This window comes from Burkholderia sp. LS-044 (assembly GCF_004803625.1).
GTDB lineage: Bacteria > Pseudomonadota > Gammaproteobacteria > Burkholderiales > Burkholderiaceae > Burkholderia > Burkholderia cepacia.
The window spans coordinates 183,948-200,276 of sequence record NZ_SSWO01000002.1 but is presented as its reverse complement, the minus strand read 5'-3'; the positions used below and the strand labels follow the sequence as shown (position 1 = coordinate 200,276).

The 16,329-nt window shown below is 66.4% G+C and carries 18 protein-coding genes; 11 read left to right on the top strand and 7 right to left on the bottom strand.

Features of this window, described 5'->3' with window-relative positions:
* The first annotated feature begins 68 nt into the window (after nucleotides 1-68).
* The 3 genes from E9536_RS06035 (at nucleotide 69) to E9536_RS06025 (ending at nucleotide 2,137) form a co-directional block, all read left to right on the top strand.
* Nucleotides 69-677 (top strand): acyl-homoserine-lactone synthase, encoded by a 609-nt coding sequence (locus E9536_RS06035; RefSeq protein WP_027789397.1) that lies wholly within the window; start codon nucleotides 69-71, stop codon nucleotides 675-677.
* 51 nt (nucleotides 678-728) lie between these two features.
* Nucleotides 729-1,493, top strand: coding sequence for a hypothetical protein (locus tag E9536_RS06030; protein ID WP_136469488.1), 765 nt, complete (start codon nucleotides 729-731; stop codon nucleotides 1,491-1,493).
* A 257-nt stretch (nucleotides 1,494-1,750) separates the two neighbouring features.
* Nucleotides 1,751-2,137, top strand: coding sequence for a VOC family protein (locus E9536_RS06025; RefSeq protein WP_021162343.1), 387 nt, complete (start codon nucleotides 1,751-1,753; stop codon nucleotides 2,135-2,137).
* A 21-nt stretch (nucleotides 2,138-2,158) separates the two neighbouring features.
* On the opposite strand, the gene E9536_RS06020 is transcribed toward E9536_RS06025, so the two are convergent.
* Together E9536_RS06020 and ribA are read right to left on the bottom strand one after the other, a co-directional pair.
* Nucleotides 2,159-2,725: a GNAT family N-acetyltransferase gene (locus tag E9536_RS06020; protein ID WP_136469487.1), complete on the bottom strand. Its 567-nt coding sequence runs from the start codon at nucleotides 2,723-2,725 to the stop codon at nucleotides 2,159-2,161.
* Nucleotides 2,726-2,875: 150 nt separating this feature from the next.
* Entirely contained in the window at nucleotides 2,876-3,526 is a 651-nt protein-coding gene (gene ribA, locus E9536_RS06015) for a GTP cyclohydrolase II (protein ID WP_059484771.1), read from the bottom strand.
* Nucleotides 3,527-3,703: 177 nt separating this feature from the next.
* On the opposite strand from ribA, the gene E9536_RS06010 reads away from it, so the two are divergent.
* Nucleotides 3,704-4,165, top strand: a complete 462-nt coding sequence (locus E9536_RS06010; protein ID WP_021162297.1) for a CBS domain-containing protein — start codon at nucleotides 3,704-3,706, stop codon at nucleotides 4,163-4,165.
* A 154-nt stretch (nucleotides 4,166-4,319) separates the two neighbouring features.
* On the opposite strand, the gene E9536_RS06005 is transcribed toward E9536_RS06010, so the two are convergent.
* Nucleotides 4,320-4,649, bottom strand: a complete 330-nt coding sequence (locus E9536_RS06005; RefSeq protein WP_027789405.1) for a DUF4148 domain-containing protein — start codon at nucleotides 4,647-4,649, stop codon at nucleotides 4,320-4,322.
* A gap of 512 nt (nucleotides 4,650-5,161) precedes the next feature.
* On the opposite strand from E9536_RS06005, the gene E9536_RS06000 reads away from it, so the two are divergent.
* Nucleotides 5,162-5,560, top strand: coding sequence for a GreA/GreB family elongation factor (locus tag E9536_RS06000; RefSeq protein WP_136469486.1), 399 nt, complete (start codon nucleotides 5,162-5,164; stop codon nucleotides 5,558-5,560).
* 176 nt (nucleotides 5,561-5,736) lie between these two features.
* On the opposite strand, the gene E9536_RS05995 is transcribed toward E9536_RS06000, so the two are convergent.
* On the bottom strand, nucleotides 5,737-6,822 hold the full coding sequence (locus E9536_RS05995; protein WP_027789407.1) for a porin: 1,086 nt from the start codon (nucleotides 6,820-6,822) through the stop codon (nucleotides 5,737-5,739).
* A 612-nt stretch (nucleotides 6,823-7,434) separates the two neighbouring features.
* Here E9536_RS05995 and E9536_RS05985 point away from each other — a divergent pair.
* The gene (locus E9536_RS05985) at nucleotides 7,435-7,818 is read left to right on the top strand and encodes a YXWGXW repeat-containing protein (RefSeq protein WP_059652797.1); all 384 of its coding nucleotides are present in this window, start codon (nucleotides 7,435-7,437) and stop codon (nucleotides 7,816-7,818) included.
* Between the two features lie 489 nt (nucleotides 7,819-8,307).
* On the opposite strand, the gene E9536_RS05980 is transcribed toward E9536_RS05985, so the two are convergent.
* Complete coding sequence (locus E9536_RS05980; protein WP_027789408.1) at nucleotides 8,308-8,694, bottom strand: helix-turn-helix domain-containing protein; 387 nt, start codon at nucleotides 8,692-8,694, stop codon at nucleotides 8,308-8,310.
* A gap of 321 nt (nucleotides 8,695-9,015) precedes the next feature.
* Here E9536_RS05980 and E9536_RS05970 point away from each other — a divergent pair, with 321 nt between their 5' ends.
* The 3 genes from E9536_RS05970 (at nucleotide 9,016) to E9536_RS05960 (ending at nucleotide 12,584) form a co-directional block, all read left to right on the top strand.
* On the top strand, nucleotides 9,016-9,492 hold the full coding sequence (locus E9536_RS05970; RefSeq protein ID WP_027789409.1) for a nuclear transport factor 2 family protein: 477 nt from the start codon (nucleotides 9,016-9,018) through the stop codon (nucleotides 9,490-9,492).
* Nucleotides 9,493-9,726: 234 nt separating this feature from the next.
* Complete coding sequence (locus tag E9536_RS05965; RefSeq protein ID WP_060173504.1) at nucleotides 9,727-10,542, top strand: helix-turn-helix transcriptional regulator; 816 nt, start codon at nucleotides 9,727-9,729, stop codon at nucleotides 10,540-10,542.
* A 416-nt stretch (nucleotides 10,543-10,958) separates the two neighbouring features.
* Entirely contained in the window at nucleotides 10,959-12,584 is a 1,626-nt protein-coding gene (locus tag E9536_RS05960; protein WP_136469485.1) for an amidohydrolase, read from the top strand.
* Between the two features lie 19 nt (nucleotides 12,585-12,603).
* On the opposite strand, the gene E9536_RS05955 is transcribed toward E9536_RS05960, so the two are convergent.
* Both E9536_RS05955 and E9536_RS05950 read right to left on the bottom strand, forming a co-directional pair.
* Entirely contained in the window at nucleotides 12,604-13,215 is a 612-nt protein-coding gene (locus E9536_RS05955; protein WP_124919292.1) for a cysteine hydrolase family protein, read from the bottom strand.
* A 173-nt stretch (nucleotides 13,216-13,388) separates the two neighbouring features.
* On the bottom strand, nucleotides 13,389-14,639 hold the full coding sequence (locus E9536_RS05950; RefSeq protein ID WP_027789413.1) for an MFS transporter: 1,251 nt from the start codon (nucleotides 14,637-14,639) through the stop codon (nucleotides 13,389-13,391).
* A gap of 334 nt (nucleotides 14,640-14,973) precedes the next feature.
* On the opposite strand from E9536_RS05950, the gene E9536_RS05945 reads away from it, so the two are divergent.
* Together E9536_RS05945 and E9536_RS05940 are read left to right on the top strand one after the other, a co-directional pair.
* Nucleotides 14,974-15,510 carry a VOC family protein gene (locus tag E9536_RS05945; protein ID WP_136469484.1) on the top strand — a complete coding sequence of 179 codons (537 nt, stop codon included), beginning with the start codon at nucleotides 14,974-14,976 and terminating at the stop codon, nucleotides 15,508-15,510.
* A gap of 41 nt (nucleotides 15,511-15,551) precedes the next feature.
* Nucleotides 15,552-16,307, top strand: coding sequence for a glucose 1-dehydrogenase (locus E9536_RS05940; RefSeq protein ID WP_124838557.1), 756 nt, complete (start codon nucleotides 15,552-15,554; stop codon nucleotides 16,305-16,307).
* Nucleotides 16,308-16,329: the final 22 nt, after the last annotated feature.

Below are 16,329 nucleotides of genomic sequence, written 5' to 3'. Positions count from 1 at the left end.
ACCAGTTACAGCCGCCTCGTGCGGCGCGATGTAATGCGCACATACAAAAGCACAAATCCGAGGACACCATGCGGACCTTCGTTCACGAGGAAGGGCGGTTGCCACACGAACTTGCAGCGGATCTCGGGCGCTATCGGCGCCGTGTGTTCGTCGAACAGCTCGGTTGGGCGCTCCCGTCGGCGAACGAAAGCTTCGAGCGCGACCAGTTCGATCGCGACGATACCGTCTATGTGTTCGCGCGAAACGCCGGCGGTGACATGTGCGGATGTGCGCGCCTGCTGCCGACGACGCGCCCGTATCTGCTGAAGTCGCTGTTCGCCGACCTGATCGCCGAAGACATGCCGCTGCCGCAATCGGCCGCTGTCTGGGAGCTATCCCGGTTCGCGGCGACCGACGACGAAGGCGGGCCGGGCAACGCCGAATGGGCCGTGCGCCCGATGCTCGCGGCCGTCGTCGAGTGCGCGGCGCAGCTCGGCGCGCGGCAGTTGATCGGCGTGACGTTCGCGAGCATGGAGCGGTTGTTCCGCCGGATCGGCATACACGCGCACCGCGCAGGCCCGCCGAAGCAGGTAGATGGGCGTCTGGTGGTCGCGTGCTGGATCGACATCGATCCGCAAACGTTTGCCGCGCTAGGAATCGAGCCGGGGCAGGCCGCCCGGCAAGCCATCGCCGCCTGACCCGGAACGCGCGTTCCTGTCCGGGCGGCATCGTAACGAAGGAGAATCAACGTGGACCAGTCTCAGGTCTTTCGCGCGATGATGCCCGGGTTGACGAGCGCCGGCGGCGCCCGCATCGCGGTCGCCTACCCGTCGTTTCCACGGCCGCTGCCGCTCGTGCGGCTCGACCGGCGCGGCCTCGTGTTCCGTGCCGCCGGCGCGGCGCCGCTGGTCTGCGGGCTGCCGCGTGCGGCGACGTTGCTGGTCGCGGACGAACCGCTCTGCTCGCTGCGCCTCGTGATCCGCGACATCGCCCCGGCCGGCGAAGGCCGGCATGACCTGACGATGCAGCCGTCCGGCGCCGCCGGTGACGAATTGCTGTGGCATGCGCTGCGCGATCGCGAGCCCTACCGCCGGCTTCAGCATCCGCTCGCCCCTGTCGACATGTCCATGGCCACCGACGGCGAATCGCACGCACCGGCCGGTGAAGCCGGGCCGCGTCCGTCGCGCAGCGCGGCCTTCCGACTGCCGTGCCACAGCGACGCGCTGTTCTTTGCCGACTGGCTCGAATATCACTTCGACGAATTGCGTGCGCTTTCGCAGCAGCACGGGCCGCAACTGCAGCTCAACCAGCTCGAGCGACAGGTCGCCGACGACGAGGTCGGCGTGCGCTTCGTCTATGACATCGACGGGCATGCGACACGCCACGCGCTGACCGACTGCGCACGCGAGGCCTGTGCATGGATCGAGACGGAGATGCGCGACAAGTTCGCGCTGCCGGTCGCGCAGGAGCGGTTCAGCGCGTTTGCGGCGCATGCGCGGGCCAGCGGTATGTGAACGCGGCACAACAGGAAGTTGTATCGATACAACTAGGGCTTGCCATGCCTCGGGTTTTCCCTTAAATTCACGTCTGTCTCCTCCATGTCTCCAAACATGGATTCAGCCCGCTCAATGTAGCGGGCTTTTTCTTGCCTGCTCGAATTGCGGGGCCATACCACCGCCCTCCTTCATCGATTGCTTGCCCGGGTATTCCGACGCGCCGCAATCCGGATCGATTATCATCGGCGGGTCTGCCACGCTCCCCCGAGGCCATCTTGCACGCCCATCTGCGCATTGCCCGCCCGGTCAGCAACCTCGCCCGAACCGAGCGCATGTATCGCGACGCTCTCGACCTGTCCGTTCTCGCACGCTTTGAGGATCACGACGGCTTTTCCGGCGTGATGCTCGGACGCGACGGCCTCGACTATCACTTCGAATTCACGCACTGCCCCGACCATCCGATCGCGCCGTCGCCGACGCCGGAAGACCTGATCGTGTTCTACCTGCCCGATCGGCCGGAATGGGAAGCCGCCTGCGCGCGCGCCACGGCACACGGCTTCATGCCCGTGACGTCGTTCAATCCGTACTGGGAAATATCCGGCCAGACCTTCGAGGATGCCGACGGCTACCGGATCGTGCTGCAGAACGGTACGTGGCGCTGACGAGCGAATCCGCGTGAGTCGTTACGCGCCGGCCAGGCCGGCGGCGCGGGCGGCATACACGACGTGCCGACGCAGCGCGTGCCCTTCCGGCAACGCAGGATGGTCGAAATCGCGCGCGGGCTGATGGTGCATGCCGAGCCGCTGCATCACGTGCTGCGATCGTAGATTAGTGTCGGCGGTCCACGCGAGGATCTCGCCGAGCCCGATCCGCTCGAACCCGTCGGCCAACGCGGCGGCGGCCGCTTCGGCGACGTAGCCATGTCCCCATGCGTGGCGAGCCTGCCGCCACATGATCTCGACGCACGGCGCCATCGGGTGCGTTGCGCGCACCTCGTGCGACAGGCCGCACACCCCGATCAACATCCCGTCGGCGCGGCGCTCGACCGCCCACGGGCCGAAGCCGTACGCATCGAAATGCGCGTCGAAGCGCGCGATGACGTCGCTCGCCTCGTCAACGGACATCGGGCCGCGCGCGAGCCACGCAGTCACGTCCGGATCCGCATGCAGCGCCGACAGCGCGCCCGCATCCACCGGCCGCCAGCGACGCAGCGTCAGACGCGCGGTTTCGATTTTCGACGGTGTGGACATGGGGAACAGGATCGTTCAGGCGGCGTGACGCGAGTGTCGTCACCAACCCGAAGGCAGAGAGGACGAAGGGGGAAATCGTGATCGTCGCGTCCGCCGGCGACGATCACGGGAACAGATGACGAGAAACGGGCACCGGCGCGCCCGCGGGGATTACTCGTTTTCTTCGAAGTAATGCCCGAACTTCGTCTGCTTCGTGCGGATATAACGCTCGTTTTCCTCGCGCACGGGCACCGCAAGCGCCACGCGTTCGCAGACGGGAATGCCGTGCTTCGCGAGCGTGTCGAACTTCGCCGGATTGTTGCTCATCAGCCGCACCGACGTCACGCCGAGGATCCGGAGGATCGCGGCGGCCGAGTCGTATTCGCGGGCGTCGTCGGGCAGGCCGAGGTCGAGGTTTGCCTCGACGGTGTCGCGCCCCTGCTCCTGCAGCGCGTACGCGCGAATCTTGTTGCTCAGGCCGATCCCGCGCCCTTCATGCCCGCGCAGATACAGCAGCACGCCGCGGTCTTCGGCCGCGATGTAGCGCAACGCAAGATCGAGTTGCTCGCCGCAGTCGCAGCGGTACGAGCCGAACACGTCGCCGGTCAGGCATTCGGAATGCAGCCGCGTCAGCACGGACTGCTCGCCGGCGACGTCACCCATCACGAGCGCGAGATGTTCGGCATCGCTGCCCGATACGCGGAAAGCGTACGACTTGAACGTACCGTAGCGTGTGGGCAGCGACGCGGTGGCGACGAGCGTCACGCACTCGTCGGCCTGGCCATTGCCCGGCGTGGGCGATTGTGGACGCGAAGACATCATGAATTCAATCGAAACGTTCAGGAATGTAGGAGTTGTGTGGATAGTGCGTGACGGGAGTTTACCGCTAATCTGGAATCGTCACGCGACTGCCGCCACCTGCGCGGCTATACTGGGCTCATCGGGTGACACGCATCACGCCCTGCCTGCCCTGCATCGACCTGCACACGGAGAAAGCGAATGAGCACGACTGTCGCGCAGATTCTCAAGGCCAAGCCGGATTCGGGCCGCACCATCTATACCGTCACGAAGACCGATCTCGTCTACGACGCCATCAAGCTGATGGCGGAAAAGGGCATCGGCGCGCTGCTGGTCGTGGACGGCGACGACATAGCGGGCATCGTCACCGAGCGCGATTACGCGCGCAAGGTCGTCCTGCAGGATCGCTCGTCGAAAGCCACCCGCGTCGAGGAAATCATGACGGCGAAGGTGCGCTACGTCGAACCGTCGCAATCCACCGACGAGTGCATGGCGCTGATGACTGAACACCGGATGCGCCACCTGCCCGTCCTCGACGGCGGCAAGCTGGTCGGCCTCATCTCGATCGGCGACCTCGTCAAGAGCGTGATTGCCGATCAGCAGTTCACGATCAGCCAGCTCGAACACTATATCCACGGTACGCCTGCGGTTACGTCCGCCTGACCCGCCCCAGCAAAAAAGGCCCAAACGCGTGAGCGTCTGGGCGGAAAGCCGCCGGAATGCGGCGACGGAGGTTCTGCTCCTGCGGGCGAATGACGCGCTCAACTGGCGCGCGTCTCGTCGATTAAGCGGTGCGCTCGGGCAGACCCGGCGGTGTTCAGTTCCCGAAGTAGACCGAGTTCACGGGGTTCGGTGCTTCACGCGTCATGCGGCGGCCGGCTTGCCCGGCACCCGTTGCCACGGCACCGTAGCCGCTCGTGTCGGCTTGCGCGAGCATCGGCTGGTTCGGTTGAATGCGTTGTTCGGCGGCCTGGATGTTGTCCGGGTACTGCGAATCGCTCGCCAGCGGCTTGTAGCCGTTCTGTTCGAGTTGCACGAGCTCGGCCTTGACCTGGTCGCGGGTCAAACCCTGCTCGGACTGTGCAAACGATGCGATCGGGGCGGCAAGGACGGATGCGGCGATGGCTGCGTAGATGATCGACTTCATGATTTACCTCCGGAATATGTTCTCTTATGACGTCGCCTCGGCAGGACTGTCTGAAGCGATTGAATGCAGTGTAGTTCTCGCACCTCCAAGGGGAAACCCTTAGTTTGAACATACAGCGTTGCGATTTCGACAAAAATAGACGACATTTTTCGGGCGATATCTCGACAACTTGCTTCAGCAGCACAACAATCGCTGACGAACTGCCGACGGCCAGATCACATATTCCGAAGGTTGTGTTGTAGAATCGTAAGGTTTTATTCGTCAATCGATCTTCCATCCACCATGTACGCGCTCACGCCCCTTTCGGTTTCGCCGTCCGGCCCGGCCGGCGTGCGTGCGCGCGCCGGTCATCCGGCGCATCCCCTCGCTCGACGCACGGCCCAAGCGCCGCTCGCCCCTGCCCGGCGCCTGATCTGACGGCTCGGTCTCCTCCCGGAGCCAGGTCAGACAGGCTCCGGGCGATCCTCATAGGCACGCCACGCCTGCCCCTGCCGATCATTTGGAGAACAGCCATGAAACAACGCCTTTATCAGTTGACCGAACTCGACGTTGCTCGCCTCGAGAAACACGCCGAACACAACTCGCGCTTCCAGACGATGCTCGATACGCTGCTCGAGCGCGCCGACATCGTCCAGCCCGATGCCATCAAGGCGAACGTCGTCACGATGAATTCGCAAATCACGCTGCTTGACGAAGCGTCCCAGGAACAGGCCACCTGGACGATTGTTTATCCGGATGCCGCCAATCTCGAACTGGGCCGCCTGAACGTCTTCTCGCCCGTCGGTATGGCACTGTTGGGCACCCAACGCGGCCAGATGGTCAAGGTGATGCAGCCGAGCGGCGCCGAAAAGCTGATGAAGGTCGCCGCGATCGTGTTCCAGCCGGAAGCCAACGGCGAATACACGCGCTGAGCCATCTGCGGCGGGTATCGCCCCGCAACGACGCACAACGAGAAAAGCGAGGCACACGCCTCGCTTTTTTGCATCCGGAGGATGCGAATCGCCGACACCTCGTTCCACAGACGAAAAAAAAGGCGCCCGAAGGCGCCTTTTTCGATACTGCGAAGCGGGTTACCCCGCCGTCACGCTTAGAAGCGGTGACGCAGACCAACCGTTGCTGCGGTTTGGTTGATCGACGAGCTCGAAGCCGTCGTGTTGTCGCCGTTGTAGATGCCCGTGCCGACGATGTTGTTGCCCTTCGCGCCACGCTGGTACACAGCTTGTGCGTAGACGTCGGTGCGCTTCGACAGAGCGTAGTCAGCTTGAACGCCGAACTGGTTCCAGTGCGAGCTGCCGTTGTTGACCTTCGCGTTCGTGTACGTGTAAGCAGCACCCAGGCCGAGAGCCGGCGTCAGGTTGTACTTTGCGTTGACTTCGTAGTTGTCAGCGCGCAGCGTGCCAACACCGTTAGCCTGGTTGTCGATACGCGATTGCGTCCATGCAGCACCGACTTGTGCCGGGCCGAATGCGTAACCAGCAGCAGCGCCGTACGTACGGACACGGCCTTGTGCGTTGATCGACGATGCGCCGCTCGTGTTCGTACCGTCACCCAGGTTCGCTTGCGAGTAAGCTGCTGCCAGCTTCAGGCCTTGGAACTGGTATGCAGCACCCGCGCTGTATGCACGGTTGTTGCCGAAGTTCGTGTTGTTCGAGAACGAGTACGTGCCGCCGAATTGCAGGCCAGCGTAGTTAGCGCTCGTGTACTTGATCGAGTTGTTCAGCGCGACGTCGCCGTTCGTGCTCAGACGATCGTTGTTGATCGGGTGCGCGAAGTACGTGCCGCCCCACGAGCCCGTTGCCGTCAGCGGCGCCAGGTAGTCTTGCGTTGCGTCGTATTGCTTACCCAGCGTAACCGTGCCGTACTGGCTCGACAGGCCAACGAAAGCCTGGCGGTTGAACATGCCGCCGTTGTTGCCCAGCTTGCCGTTACCGATGTTGAAACCGCTTTCCAACGTGAAGATTGCCTTCAGGCCGCCACCGAGGTCTTCCGAACCACGCAGACCGAAACGGCTTTGGTCAACGCCCGAGCCCATCGACCACAGCGACTTGCCGCCGACGTTGCTTTGGTAGGTGATGCCTGCGTCCAGCACGCCGTACAGCGTGACGCTGCTTTGCGCGTGAGCGACGGTTGCGAACGATGCTGCAGCTGCTGCAACGATCAGAGTCTTGTTCATTCGTGGAGCTCCCTTCTAAAAAGAGGCAGGTCTCGCGACCTTGTTCATAAACGGTCTGCAACCGCCCGGGAGCGCCATCGATCCTGCTGGCCGCGCCCGGATAGTTGCCCGTTTGGGAACCGTGAGTTTAGGGGTGTACCCTAGGGGAGCGATCCGCAAATAAAGAAATAAGCTTTTCCAGAACTAGAAATAATGAAAGTGGGGCCGAGTTATAAGTATTTGTTTTGACGTTTGTTTTTGACTTCTTGACGGGGGCTTTTTGGAGGCTTCCATCGCACCATTCTTTCATGTCATCGTCTTGACGGTTGCATAGAAACAACAAACGGATTCGGCGCGGCACCCCGGAATAGGTAAATTTTACCCGATTCGATCTCGAATTTCTGGCTCCGAGCGCCTAAAACACATCCGTCAGCCGGTAAACAGGACGCGATGTTCGTGCAGCGCGGGCAACATCCATCGTCAGCCGCAGAAAAACAGCGAGACCGGCCTCCGCCCGCTGGCGGTTCGCCCGCCTGCCGTGACACACGGTAACAGCCTTGACCGCACGCGTAACCCGCCCGGCGGACTGGCAGGCTAATGTAAGGCAGCCTCGAATACTGAACAGGACACGCCATGAATCGACGCTCCTTGTTGCGCGCCATCGGATTGACCGCCGCCTTCGTCGGCACCGGCGGCTGGCTCCGTGCCGCTTCTGCCCAGCCCGTGCCGCCCCCGCCGCCCGGATATCGGCCGCCCGGCCCGAACCGCGTGCCCGGCAGGCCGCCCTATGCGGACCGCCCGGGCTTCGCGCCGCCTGCTGCGAGACACGATCGCCGCCCACCGCCGCCACGGCCGCACGGCTATATATGGACAGACGGTTACTGGCGCTGGCAGCGAGGCCGCTATATATGGGTGCCGGGCCGCTGGGTCGCACGGCGCCCCGGGCGTCGATGGGTGCCCGGCTACTGGCGCCGCCAGGGACAGGTGTGGATCTACGTCGACGGCACGTGGCGATAGGCAGGCGCGCGGCACCCCGCACTCGGCCGATGGCAGCCCCGGAACCAGGCGGCGCGACGAGCCCGCGCCATTCAGCCTCGACATCATGATGCCCGGCAGGCGCCCCCGCGCGCCCTGCCCCACCTCGCCCCGACGCATGCGCCCAGGCGTCCATCGGATCAGGCACCCGCGGCCATCGATATGCCCGCCGGTCTGCGATGCGCCATCCCGGTTCGGCCAGCCCCTGCCGCACCTCTCATGCGCCATGCAGCGAAAGACCGCCATTGCAATCGCCCCGACGCGTACTCCGCAAGCGGGGCACCGCCAGTGCATTCCCGCATTCGGGACGAACGGAGCACATTGAAACTTCGGCGATGCCTGCCGCCCCGTCGAGATCATTCGGATAACGAAATCACATGCGGCAATGCACGTGCAATCGCGGCATGCCTCGTCGCATCGCACTCGATTCGCCGCACACCGTCCATCGACAAAACAGCGCGTACGCCCTGCTCAGCGCCCGCCGCCGTCCAGCTCCCGTGCACGGCGCCGCGCGGCGCAGATCGCGCGATGATGTTCGTCCGCCCACTGGATCATCGCCTGCATCGGCGTCAGGAACGAACGCCCGAGGTCGGTCAGCGCATATTCGACGCGCGGCGGCACTTCGGCGAACAGCGTGCGGCTGACGAAGCCGTCCTGTTCGAGCCGCTTGAGCGTGCGTGACAGCATCTGCTTCGACACATCGCCGATCGCGCGGGCGAGTTCGTTGAAACGCATCGTCCCGCCGGACAGCGCTTCGAGCACGAGCAGGCTCCACTGGTCGCCGATGCGGTCGAGCACATCGCGGATCGGGCAAGGCTGATCGAGTTCGACGGTTTCGTCGGCGGGCGGGAACGGCATGACGGGATTCTCTTTCAAGGGCAACACATGGTCAGCGCGGTGTGACCTGTTCACACCGCGCTGACTTCTTGTGACGGGTTCGCGGCAACTGTACCATTCGAGCGGCCCGGCAGCCGCACGGATTCGGCAGTTCAACGAAGCATGACGACGACGCGCCCACTCCGTATCTCGACGATACGAACCGGGCGGCGAATCCCTCGCGTCGACAACGCCCGTGCATCCGCCACCCTGCCCCGTCGTCCGCCGATCGTCATCGCCGGCTCGACCCGCCGTCGCGCATCGCGCGCCAACCCACGCTTCGTCAGACAAGGAACCCGCTACATGTCATCGCTCCGCTCCCCCGTTCGCACCGTTGCCGCGCTCGTCCTGCTGGCCGCGTCGACGGCTGCGCTGGCCGCCGGCCCGGCCACGCGCAACCTGGCCGCCGAGGAAGCCAACCGCCAGCTCGTGCTGACGTTCTACGACCGCTTCTTCAACAAGCACGAAGCGGTCGAGGCCGCCGCCGTCGTCGCGGACGACTACAAACAGCACAACCCCCACGTACCGGACGGCAAGAAGCCATTCGTGTCGTACTTCGTCGGCGCCTTCCAGAAGAACCCGGCGTCGCGCGCGCGCATCGTGCGCAGCGCAACCGACGGCGACCTCGTCTACCTGCACGTGCACGCGACCGAGCGCCCGGGCGACCGCGGCGAAGCCGTCGTCGACATCTTCCGCGTGAAGGACGGCAAGATCGTCGAACACTGGGACGTGATCCAGCCGGTACCCGAAACGTCCGCGAACGCGAACACGATGTTCTGACGCGCGGGGCCGCCACGCGGCGCGCAACGATGCGCGCCGCCCGTCGACGGACGATCTGCCGCCCGCCGGGCAAGCGCGAATGCCTCGCGGCGGCGAAGTCTCCTACAATCGAGCTTCGCCGCCGCGCCGGCCTCCGTCCCGCATGACCGCACCGCCGGCCGCCGCGCCGCCGGCTCGCCGTCGCACGCGAAACACGGCCGGCACGGGCGGCCGTTCGCGAAGACGGTGTCAACGATGAGCCCCGCCCATATTTCCCTCAGCAATGCCGGCGACCTGGTCGCCAGCCTCGGCAGTCCGCAGTTTCCCGCCCGGCTTTGGGCATGGCTGCGCGAAACCGTCGATCCGCAATCCCATTACAGCGTCGCGACGCGCTACCGGCGTGACGCGCCGTCGCAGTCGGTCGACAGCGTCGACGTGCTGTTCTTCGCGGGCGGCGACGATCCCGACGGCACGCGCCACGCACTCGATCTGTATACACAGGGCGACTGGCGCAACGACACGCTGCTCCCGCATATCGAGCGCACCACCGATTCGCAGCTCGTGTTCTCGTGCAACGAGGACGTCGACACGGCAACCGAATACGGCCGCCAGTTCGCGCTCGGCGAACTCGGCGAAGACTGCACGCTGCTCGGCAGCGAGCGCGACTATGTCTATGCGTTCTCGCTGTTCCGCCGGCGCGGCCAGCCGTCCTATACGCTGGCCGAACTGGCGCTGCTGCGGCAGCTCGGCGATTTCGTGCTGCCGCTGCTGATCCAGCACGCGCGGCTCGCCCGCCTGACGCCACGCTCGGACGACGGCGCGCTCCTGCAGCGGTTCGAACAGCGCCTGTCGGCCAGCGGCGCAACACTGTCGCAGCGCGAACGGCTCGTGTGCCGCGCGGTGCTGCAAGGCCGGCCCGTCCCCCGGATCGCCGACACGCTCGCACTCAGGCCGAGCAGCGTGCGCACCTATCTCGGGCGCGCGCTCGCGAAACTCGGCGTGGCGAACCGGGCCGGGCTGTTCGCGTGGTGCGTGACCGAGGAAGAACCGCCGGCAGACCGCGGGCGCTAGACGACGACTCCACATCCCGGCCACACCCGCCGCCCCCGCCGGCTTTGTCGCAGGTTGTCCTAAAAACGATGACAGACAGCCGGCCGCCCCGCTCCTAGTATCTGACTCACCCGACGACGGGAACGCGTCGGATGCCACGGAGACACCGAATGCCGAATACCGGATGGACGCCGGCCCGCACGGCCGCGCGCGCGTCGCCCATCGATCTGCCGCTTCAGGCCCGGCGGCGCGATCGGCATGACGCCCCGGCGGCGGCCGGCCTTCACCGCGACGCATCGCGGCGCTTGCCGCGCAGCACCGGCACATAGTCGCCCCCGTCCCATTCAACCCGACCGGGTTCACGCGACCGGACGAGCCCCTCGGCCCGCCCGCCGGACACGTGCGCCCGTCGATCAGCCCCCATCCGGAGGAGACACATGCAATACGCCGACACCGCCTACCTGAACGGCCTGCTTTACACCGGCGACGCGCAGCGCCGCTTCGCGCAGGCGCTCGCCACCCGGGACGGCAAGATCGTCGCGGTCGGCCGCGACGACGATATCCGTCCGCTCATCGGCCCCGCGACGCGCACCGTCGACCTGGCCGGCAGGCTGATGCTGCCGGGCCTCATCGACGGCCACGTGCACCCGCTCGAAGGCCACCAGATCCTCGGCGACTTCGACCTGTCCGGCATCAACGATCCCGATACGATCCTGCAGCACATCCGCGCCTGCGCCGATGCGACGCCGAACGAGCCATGGGTCTATCTCGGCGGCGCCAGCCTGGCCGCATTCGGCGCGTATCCGACCCGCGAACTGCTCGACCGGATCGTGCCCGACCGGCCGCTGCTCGTGGTCGGCTTCGACGTGCACAGCGGCTGCCTCAACACGAAGGGCCTCGAAGCGGCCGGCATCCACGCCGACACGCCCGACCCGGCCGGCGGCGTTTACGAACGCGACGCGTCCGGCGCGCCGAACGGTGTCGTGCACGAAGCGGCGTTCTATCGCGTCTGCCCGCTCATTCCGCAACTGAGCCCGGCCGGCTACCCGAAGTCGCTCGCGAAAGCGCACGCGATGGCGCACGGCTACGGCATCACCGGCTGGTTCGACGCACGCGTCGAGGAGGCCGAACTCAAGGCGTATGCCGACGCGCAGCGCGCGGGCACGCTGAAGGTGTACATGAGCGCGGGCCTCTATGCGAACCCGCGCCGCGATCCGCGCGAGCAGATCGAGCGCTTCGCCGCCTGGCGTCGCGCGTACGAATGCGACAACCTGCGCCTGCATACGGTGAAGATCTTCGTCGACGGCGTGCCCGAATCGAAAACCGCCGCGCTGCTCGAGCCGTACGCCGGCACCGACGACTGCGGCCTCGCGCTGTGGAGCCAGGACGCGCTGAACGAGATCTGCCTGCTCGCCGATTCCGCCGGCTTCGACCTGCACTTCCACACGCTCGCCGACCGCGCGGTGCGCATGACGCTCGACGCGCTCGAATATGTCCGGATCCGCAACGGCATGCGCGACCGCCGCGCGCAGCTCGCGCACCTGCAGCTCGTCGATCCGGCCGACATGAGCCGCTTCAACCGGCTCGGCGCGATCGCCAGCGTGCAGACGCTGTGGACGGCCGCGCGCGAAGAGCAGCAGCAGCTCTATCGCGACCTGCTCGGCGCCGAACGCACCGCGCGCAACTATCCGTTCCGCAGCCTGCGCAACGCCGGCGCGATGCTCGCGGCCGGCTCCGACTGGTCGGTCAGCACGATGGACCCGATGCAGATCATCCAGACGGGCGTCACGCACCTGCTGATCGACCAGCCCGACAGCCCGCCGTGGAATCCGCACGAACGCCTCGACCTGCTCACGATGCTCGAGGCCTATACGGTGAATACCGCGTATGCGCTGCGCTTCGACGACTGCACGGGTTCGCTCGAAGCGGGCAAGGACGCGAGCTTCGCGATCCTCGACCGCAATCCGTTCGCCCATCCCGTCGAGACGTTCGCGCAAACCCGCGTGATCGAGACGTGCTTCCGCGGCGAAGTCGTGTACGCCGCGCCGGGCTGGGCCGACTGAAGCACGAACCCGGCGGCCGTCAGGCGACGCCGAGCGCGAGCACCTGCTCGGTCGTCAGCACGTCGCCGAACGTGTCCGACAGCGCAGCCAGCGTCGCGCGATGGAGATCGCGGTGCGATACCGTGCCGCCCTCCGCGATGTCGAGGTCGCGCGTCGCGCAGGCGTCGTCGACGACGATCACCGCGTAGCCGAGCGGCACCGCATCGCGTGCCGCGCCGGCCACGCAGGCATGCGTCATCAGGCCCGTGACGATCAGCGTGTCGATACCGGCCGCCTTCAGGCGCGCATCGATGTCCGTCGTCGGGAACACGCTCACCGAGGTTTTCTTCACGACCGCATGATGCGGCGCCGGCTGCAGGCTCGCATGAAAGCGGAAGCCGTCGCTGCCGTCCGCGAAGATCGGGCTGTCGGGCGAATCGACGTGCTGGACGTGAAACACCGGAATGCCCACGCGATCGGCGAACGCGATCACGCGCTGCGCATTGCCCAGCGCGCGCGGTCCCTCGGGAATCGGCAGCCGGCCGCTGAAGTATTCGTTCTGGAAATCGATCACCAGCAGCGCGGTGCGGGCGGCGGCGATCGATGTCGGCGCGGTCGCGCCCGCCAGGGTACGGATGGTCGGATGTTGCATGGGTCGCTCTCTCGGTTGGCGTATCGAAGGAACGGCGCGCCGGGCCAGCCGGCGCCGCCGGACGCGGCCCGGACGTTCCCCGGCCGCGAGGCGCCAGTGTCGGGCCGCGCGGCCGGGCGCGACAGCCGCGCGCGGGACAACGTCCGACAGGATCGGGCCAACGTGCCTGCCGCCTACGACAGCGCGGCCGTTCGCGCACCCGGCTGCGTGCGGCCGTACGCGACCATCATCGCGAAGCTGAGCAGGAAGCCCGCGCCGCCGATCAGCAGCAGGCCGATCTCGCCGAACACCGGCAGCAGGTTCGTGAGCGCCCCCGTGACGACCCACGCGACGGCCATCACCGAGCCCGCGACGCCGAGTGCCCAGCCTTGCCGGTCCTCGCTGACCGCGTCGGAGAACGCCGTGTACATCGTCGTATAAGCGACCATGTCGAAGCAGCCGACGACCATCGCGAGCGCCCACAGCACCGGCTCGTGCGGAAACAGCGCGGACAGGACCTGGCCGACGCCCGCGACGAGGAGGCCCGTCTTCGCGATGTCGACCACGCGCCATACGCGCAGCATCAGCCGCACGACGAACAGCAGGCCGAACACGAAGCAGAGGCCGATCACGCCGCTGAACAGCCCGAGCCGCGCGCTCGTGTAGCCGAATTTCGCCTGCAACAGCAGCATGATGGTCTGCAGGTAGAGCCCGTAGCCGACCTGCATCAGGAAGAACACCACCGACAGGAACGCGACGTTGCGCTGGCGCGCGGCCTCTCCGATGATGCGCAGCGGCAGCAGCGGATCGATACGCGTGTCGCCGCGCGGCACGGCCGAGTCGCGATACGACGCCCAGGTCCAGAACGCGCCGATCAGCGACAACCCGGCAACGAGCACGAACGGCGTGCCGTAGTCGAACAGCGGCGAAATCGTGCGGTCGGACGTGACGCCGCCGAGCACCGGGCCGACGATCACGCCCGCGCTGAACGCGAGCGACATGATGCTCATGTTGTACGCCTTGTTTTCCGGCGTGCTCAGGTCGGTGATCGCCGCCTGCGCGATGCCCTGGCAGCCGGCCATCAGCCCGGTGAGCCCGCGCCCGATCAACAGCAGCGCGACGCTCGCATGCCACGCACCGGCCGCCATCATCGCGTAGCCGGCCGCGAGGCCGGTCACGCACAGCAGCAGGATCTTGCGGCGGCCGTAGCGATCGGACAGTTCGCCCATCAGCGACGAGCCGAAGAACATGCACAACGGATAGATCCCGTAGCCGAGACCGAGGTAGAAATTGCGCGCGTGCGCGCCGGCGTCGGCCGGCAGGATGCCCGCGTGCGGATCGCTGAAGATCGCGGACATCATCGGATAGACGAGCCCGAATCCCATCGCGTCGAGCGCGATCGCGAGCAGACAGGGGCCGAGCAACTTGTAATCGAGCCGGGACATGGCGACCTTCCGGACAGAGTGGATGATCGCCCAAGCGTAACGACCGGACGGCGGCCGCGGTAGGCCACCGCCCGCGATGCTGACTATCGGCGGAACCGGCACCCTGCCTGCCGTCCGCGCCGATGGGCCGCCGGCGTCGGCGCGGAACGGCGGGCAGCGGCCGCTACCTGGCGCTTGACGCACCGGCATCGTCGCGACGACCCGCGCCCACCCGTCACGCCGGGACGAAGCGCGCCCACTCATCCGTTTGGATGGCACGCCGCGCGCGCTTTGTTGCGATCATGACCGCCATTCAATGCGCGGCACGCTCACGGGCGTCCGCCACGGAGACGCCATGAACGACCCAGTCCTCGGCCCCATCGACCAGATCGGCTACGTGGTCGCCGATCTCGACCGCAGCATCGCGCGCTGGCGCGAACGCCACGCCATCGGCCCGTGGACCGTATTCCGCAACGTACGCCTCGACGGCCATCATCTCGGCGAGCCGGTGTCGGTCACGATGGACGTCGGGCTCGCGTATCGCGGCGATCTGCAGATCGAACTGATTCACGTGACGAACGACACGTCGTCGCCGTACCGCGATGTGCACGGGCAACCGCTCGTCGGGCTGCATCACGTCGCGTGGGTCGTCGACGATCTCGATGCGGCGATCGCACGGTTCACCGCACGCGGCTTGCGCGTCGTGTTCGAAGCGGGCAACCCGGCCACGCGCGTCGCGTATCTCGACGACCCCGACGACCCCGGCGTGTGCGTCGAATTCATCGAGGGCGCCGGCATGCGCGACATGATCGCGCGCGGCATCGCCGAATCACACACCCGGGACGGCACCGATCCGGTTCGCATCATCGACGCGGCGGCCGCCTCCGCATGAGCGGACCCGCGCAAGCCCTACACTCAACAGGAACAAGCAGCATGAAACGACTCGAAGGCAAGGTGGCACTGATCACGGGTGCCGCCCGCGGCCAGGGCGAAGCGGAAGCGCGCCGGTTCGTCGCCGAAGGCGCACGCGTGGTGATCGCCGACGTGCTGGACGACGCCGGCCGGCGCGTCGCGGCCGAACTCGGCGACGCCGCCCGATTCCAGCATCTCGACGTGACGAGCGAGGCCGGCTGGCAGGCTGCCGTCGATGCAACGCTCGCGCATTTCGGCCGGCTCGACATCCTCGTGAACAACGCGGCCATCCTGAAGCTCGTGCCGATCGAAGCGTGTTCGCTCGACGACTATCGCAAGGTGATCGACGTGAACCAGGTCGGCTGCTGGCTCGGCATGAAATCGGCCGTGGCCGCGCTGAAGGAAGCCGGTGGCGGCTCAATCGTCAACGTGTCGTCGACGGCCGGGATGGAGGGCGTCGCGGGCGGCAGCGCGTACGTGTCCAGCAAGTTCGCGGTACGCGGAATGACGAAGGCCGCCGCGCTCGAATTCGGCCGCTACGGCATTCGCGTGAACTCGGTGCATCCGGGAGGCATCGATACCGTGATGGCGCGCCCGCCCGAGTTCGCGGATTTCGATCCGTCGTCGATCTACAGCGGCCTGCCGATCGCGCGCATCGGCAAGCCCGGGGAAGTCGCCAGCCTCGTGCTGTTCCTCGCGTCCGACGAATCCGCGTATTGCACGGGGTCGGAATTCATCGTCGACGGCGGGATGCTCGCGGGCAGCACGTTCCACTGACTCGCATCGAAGCCGGCGCGCG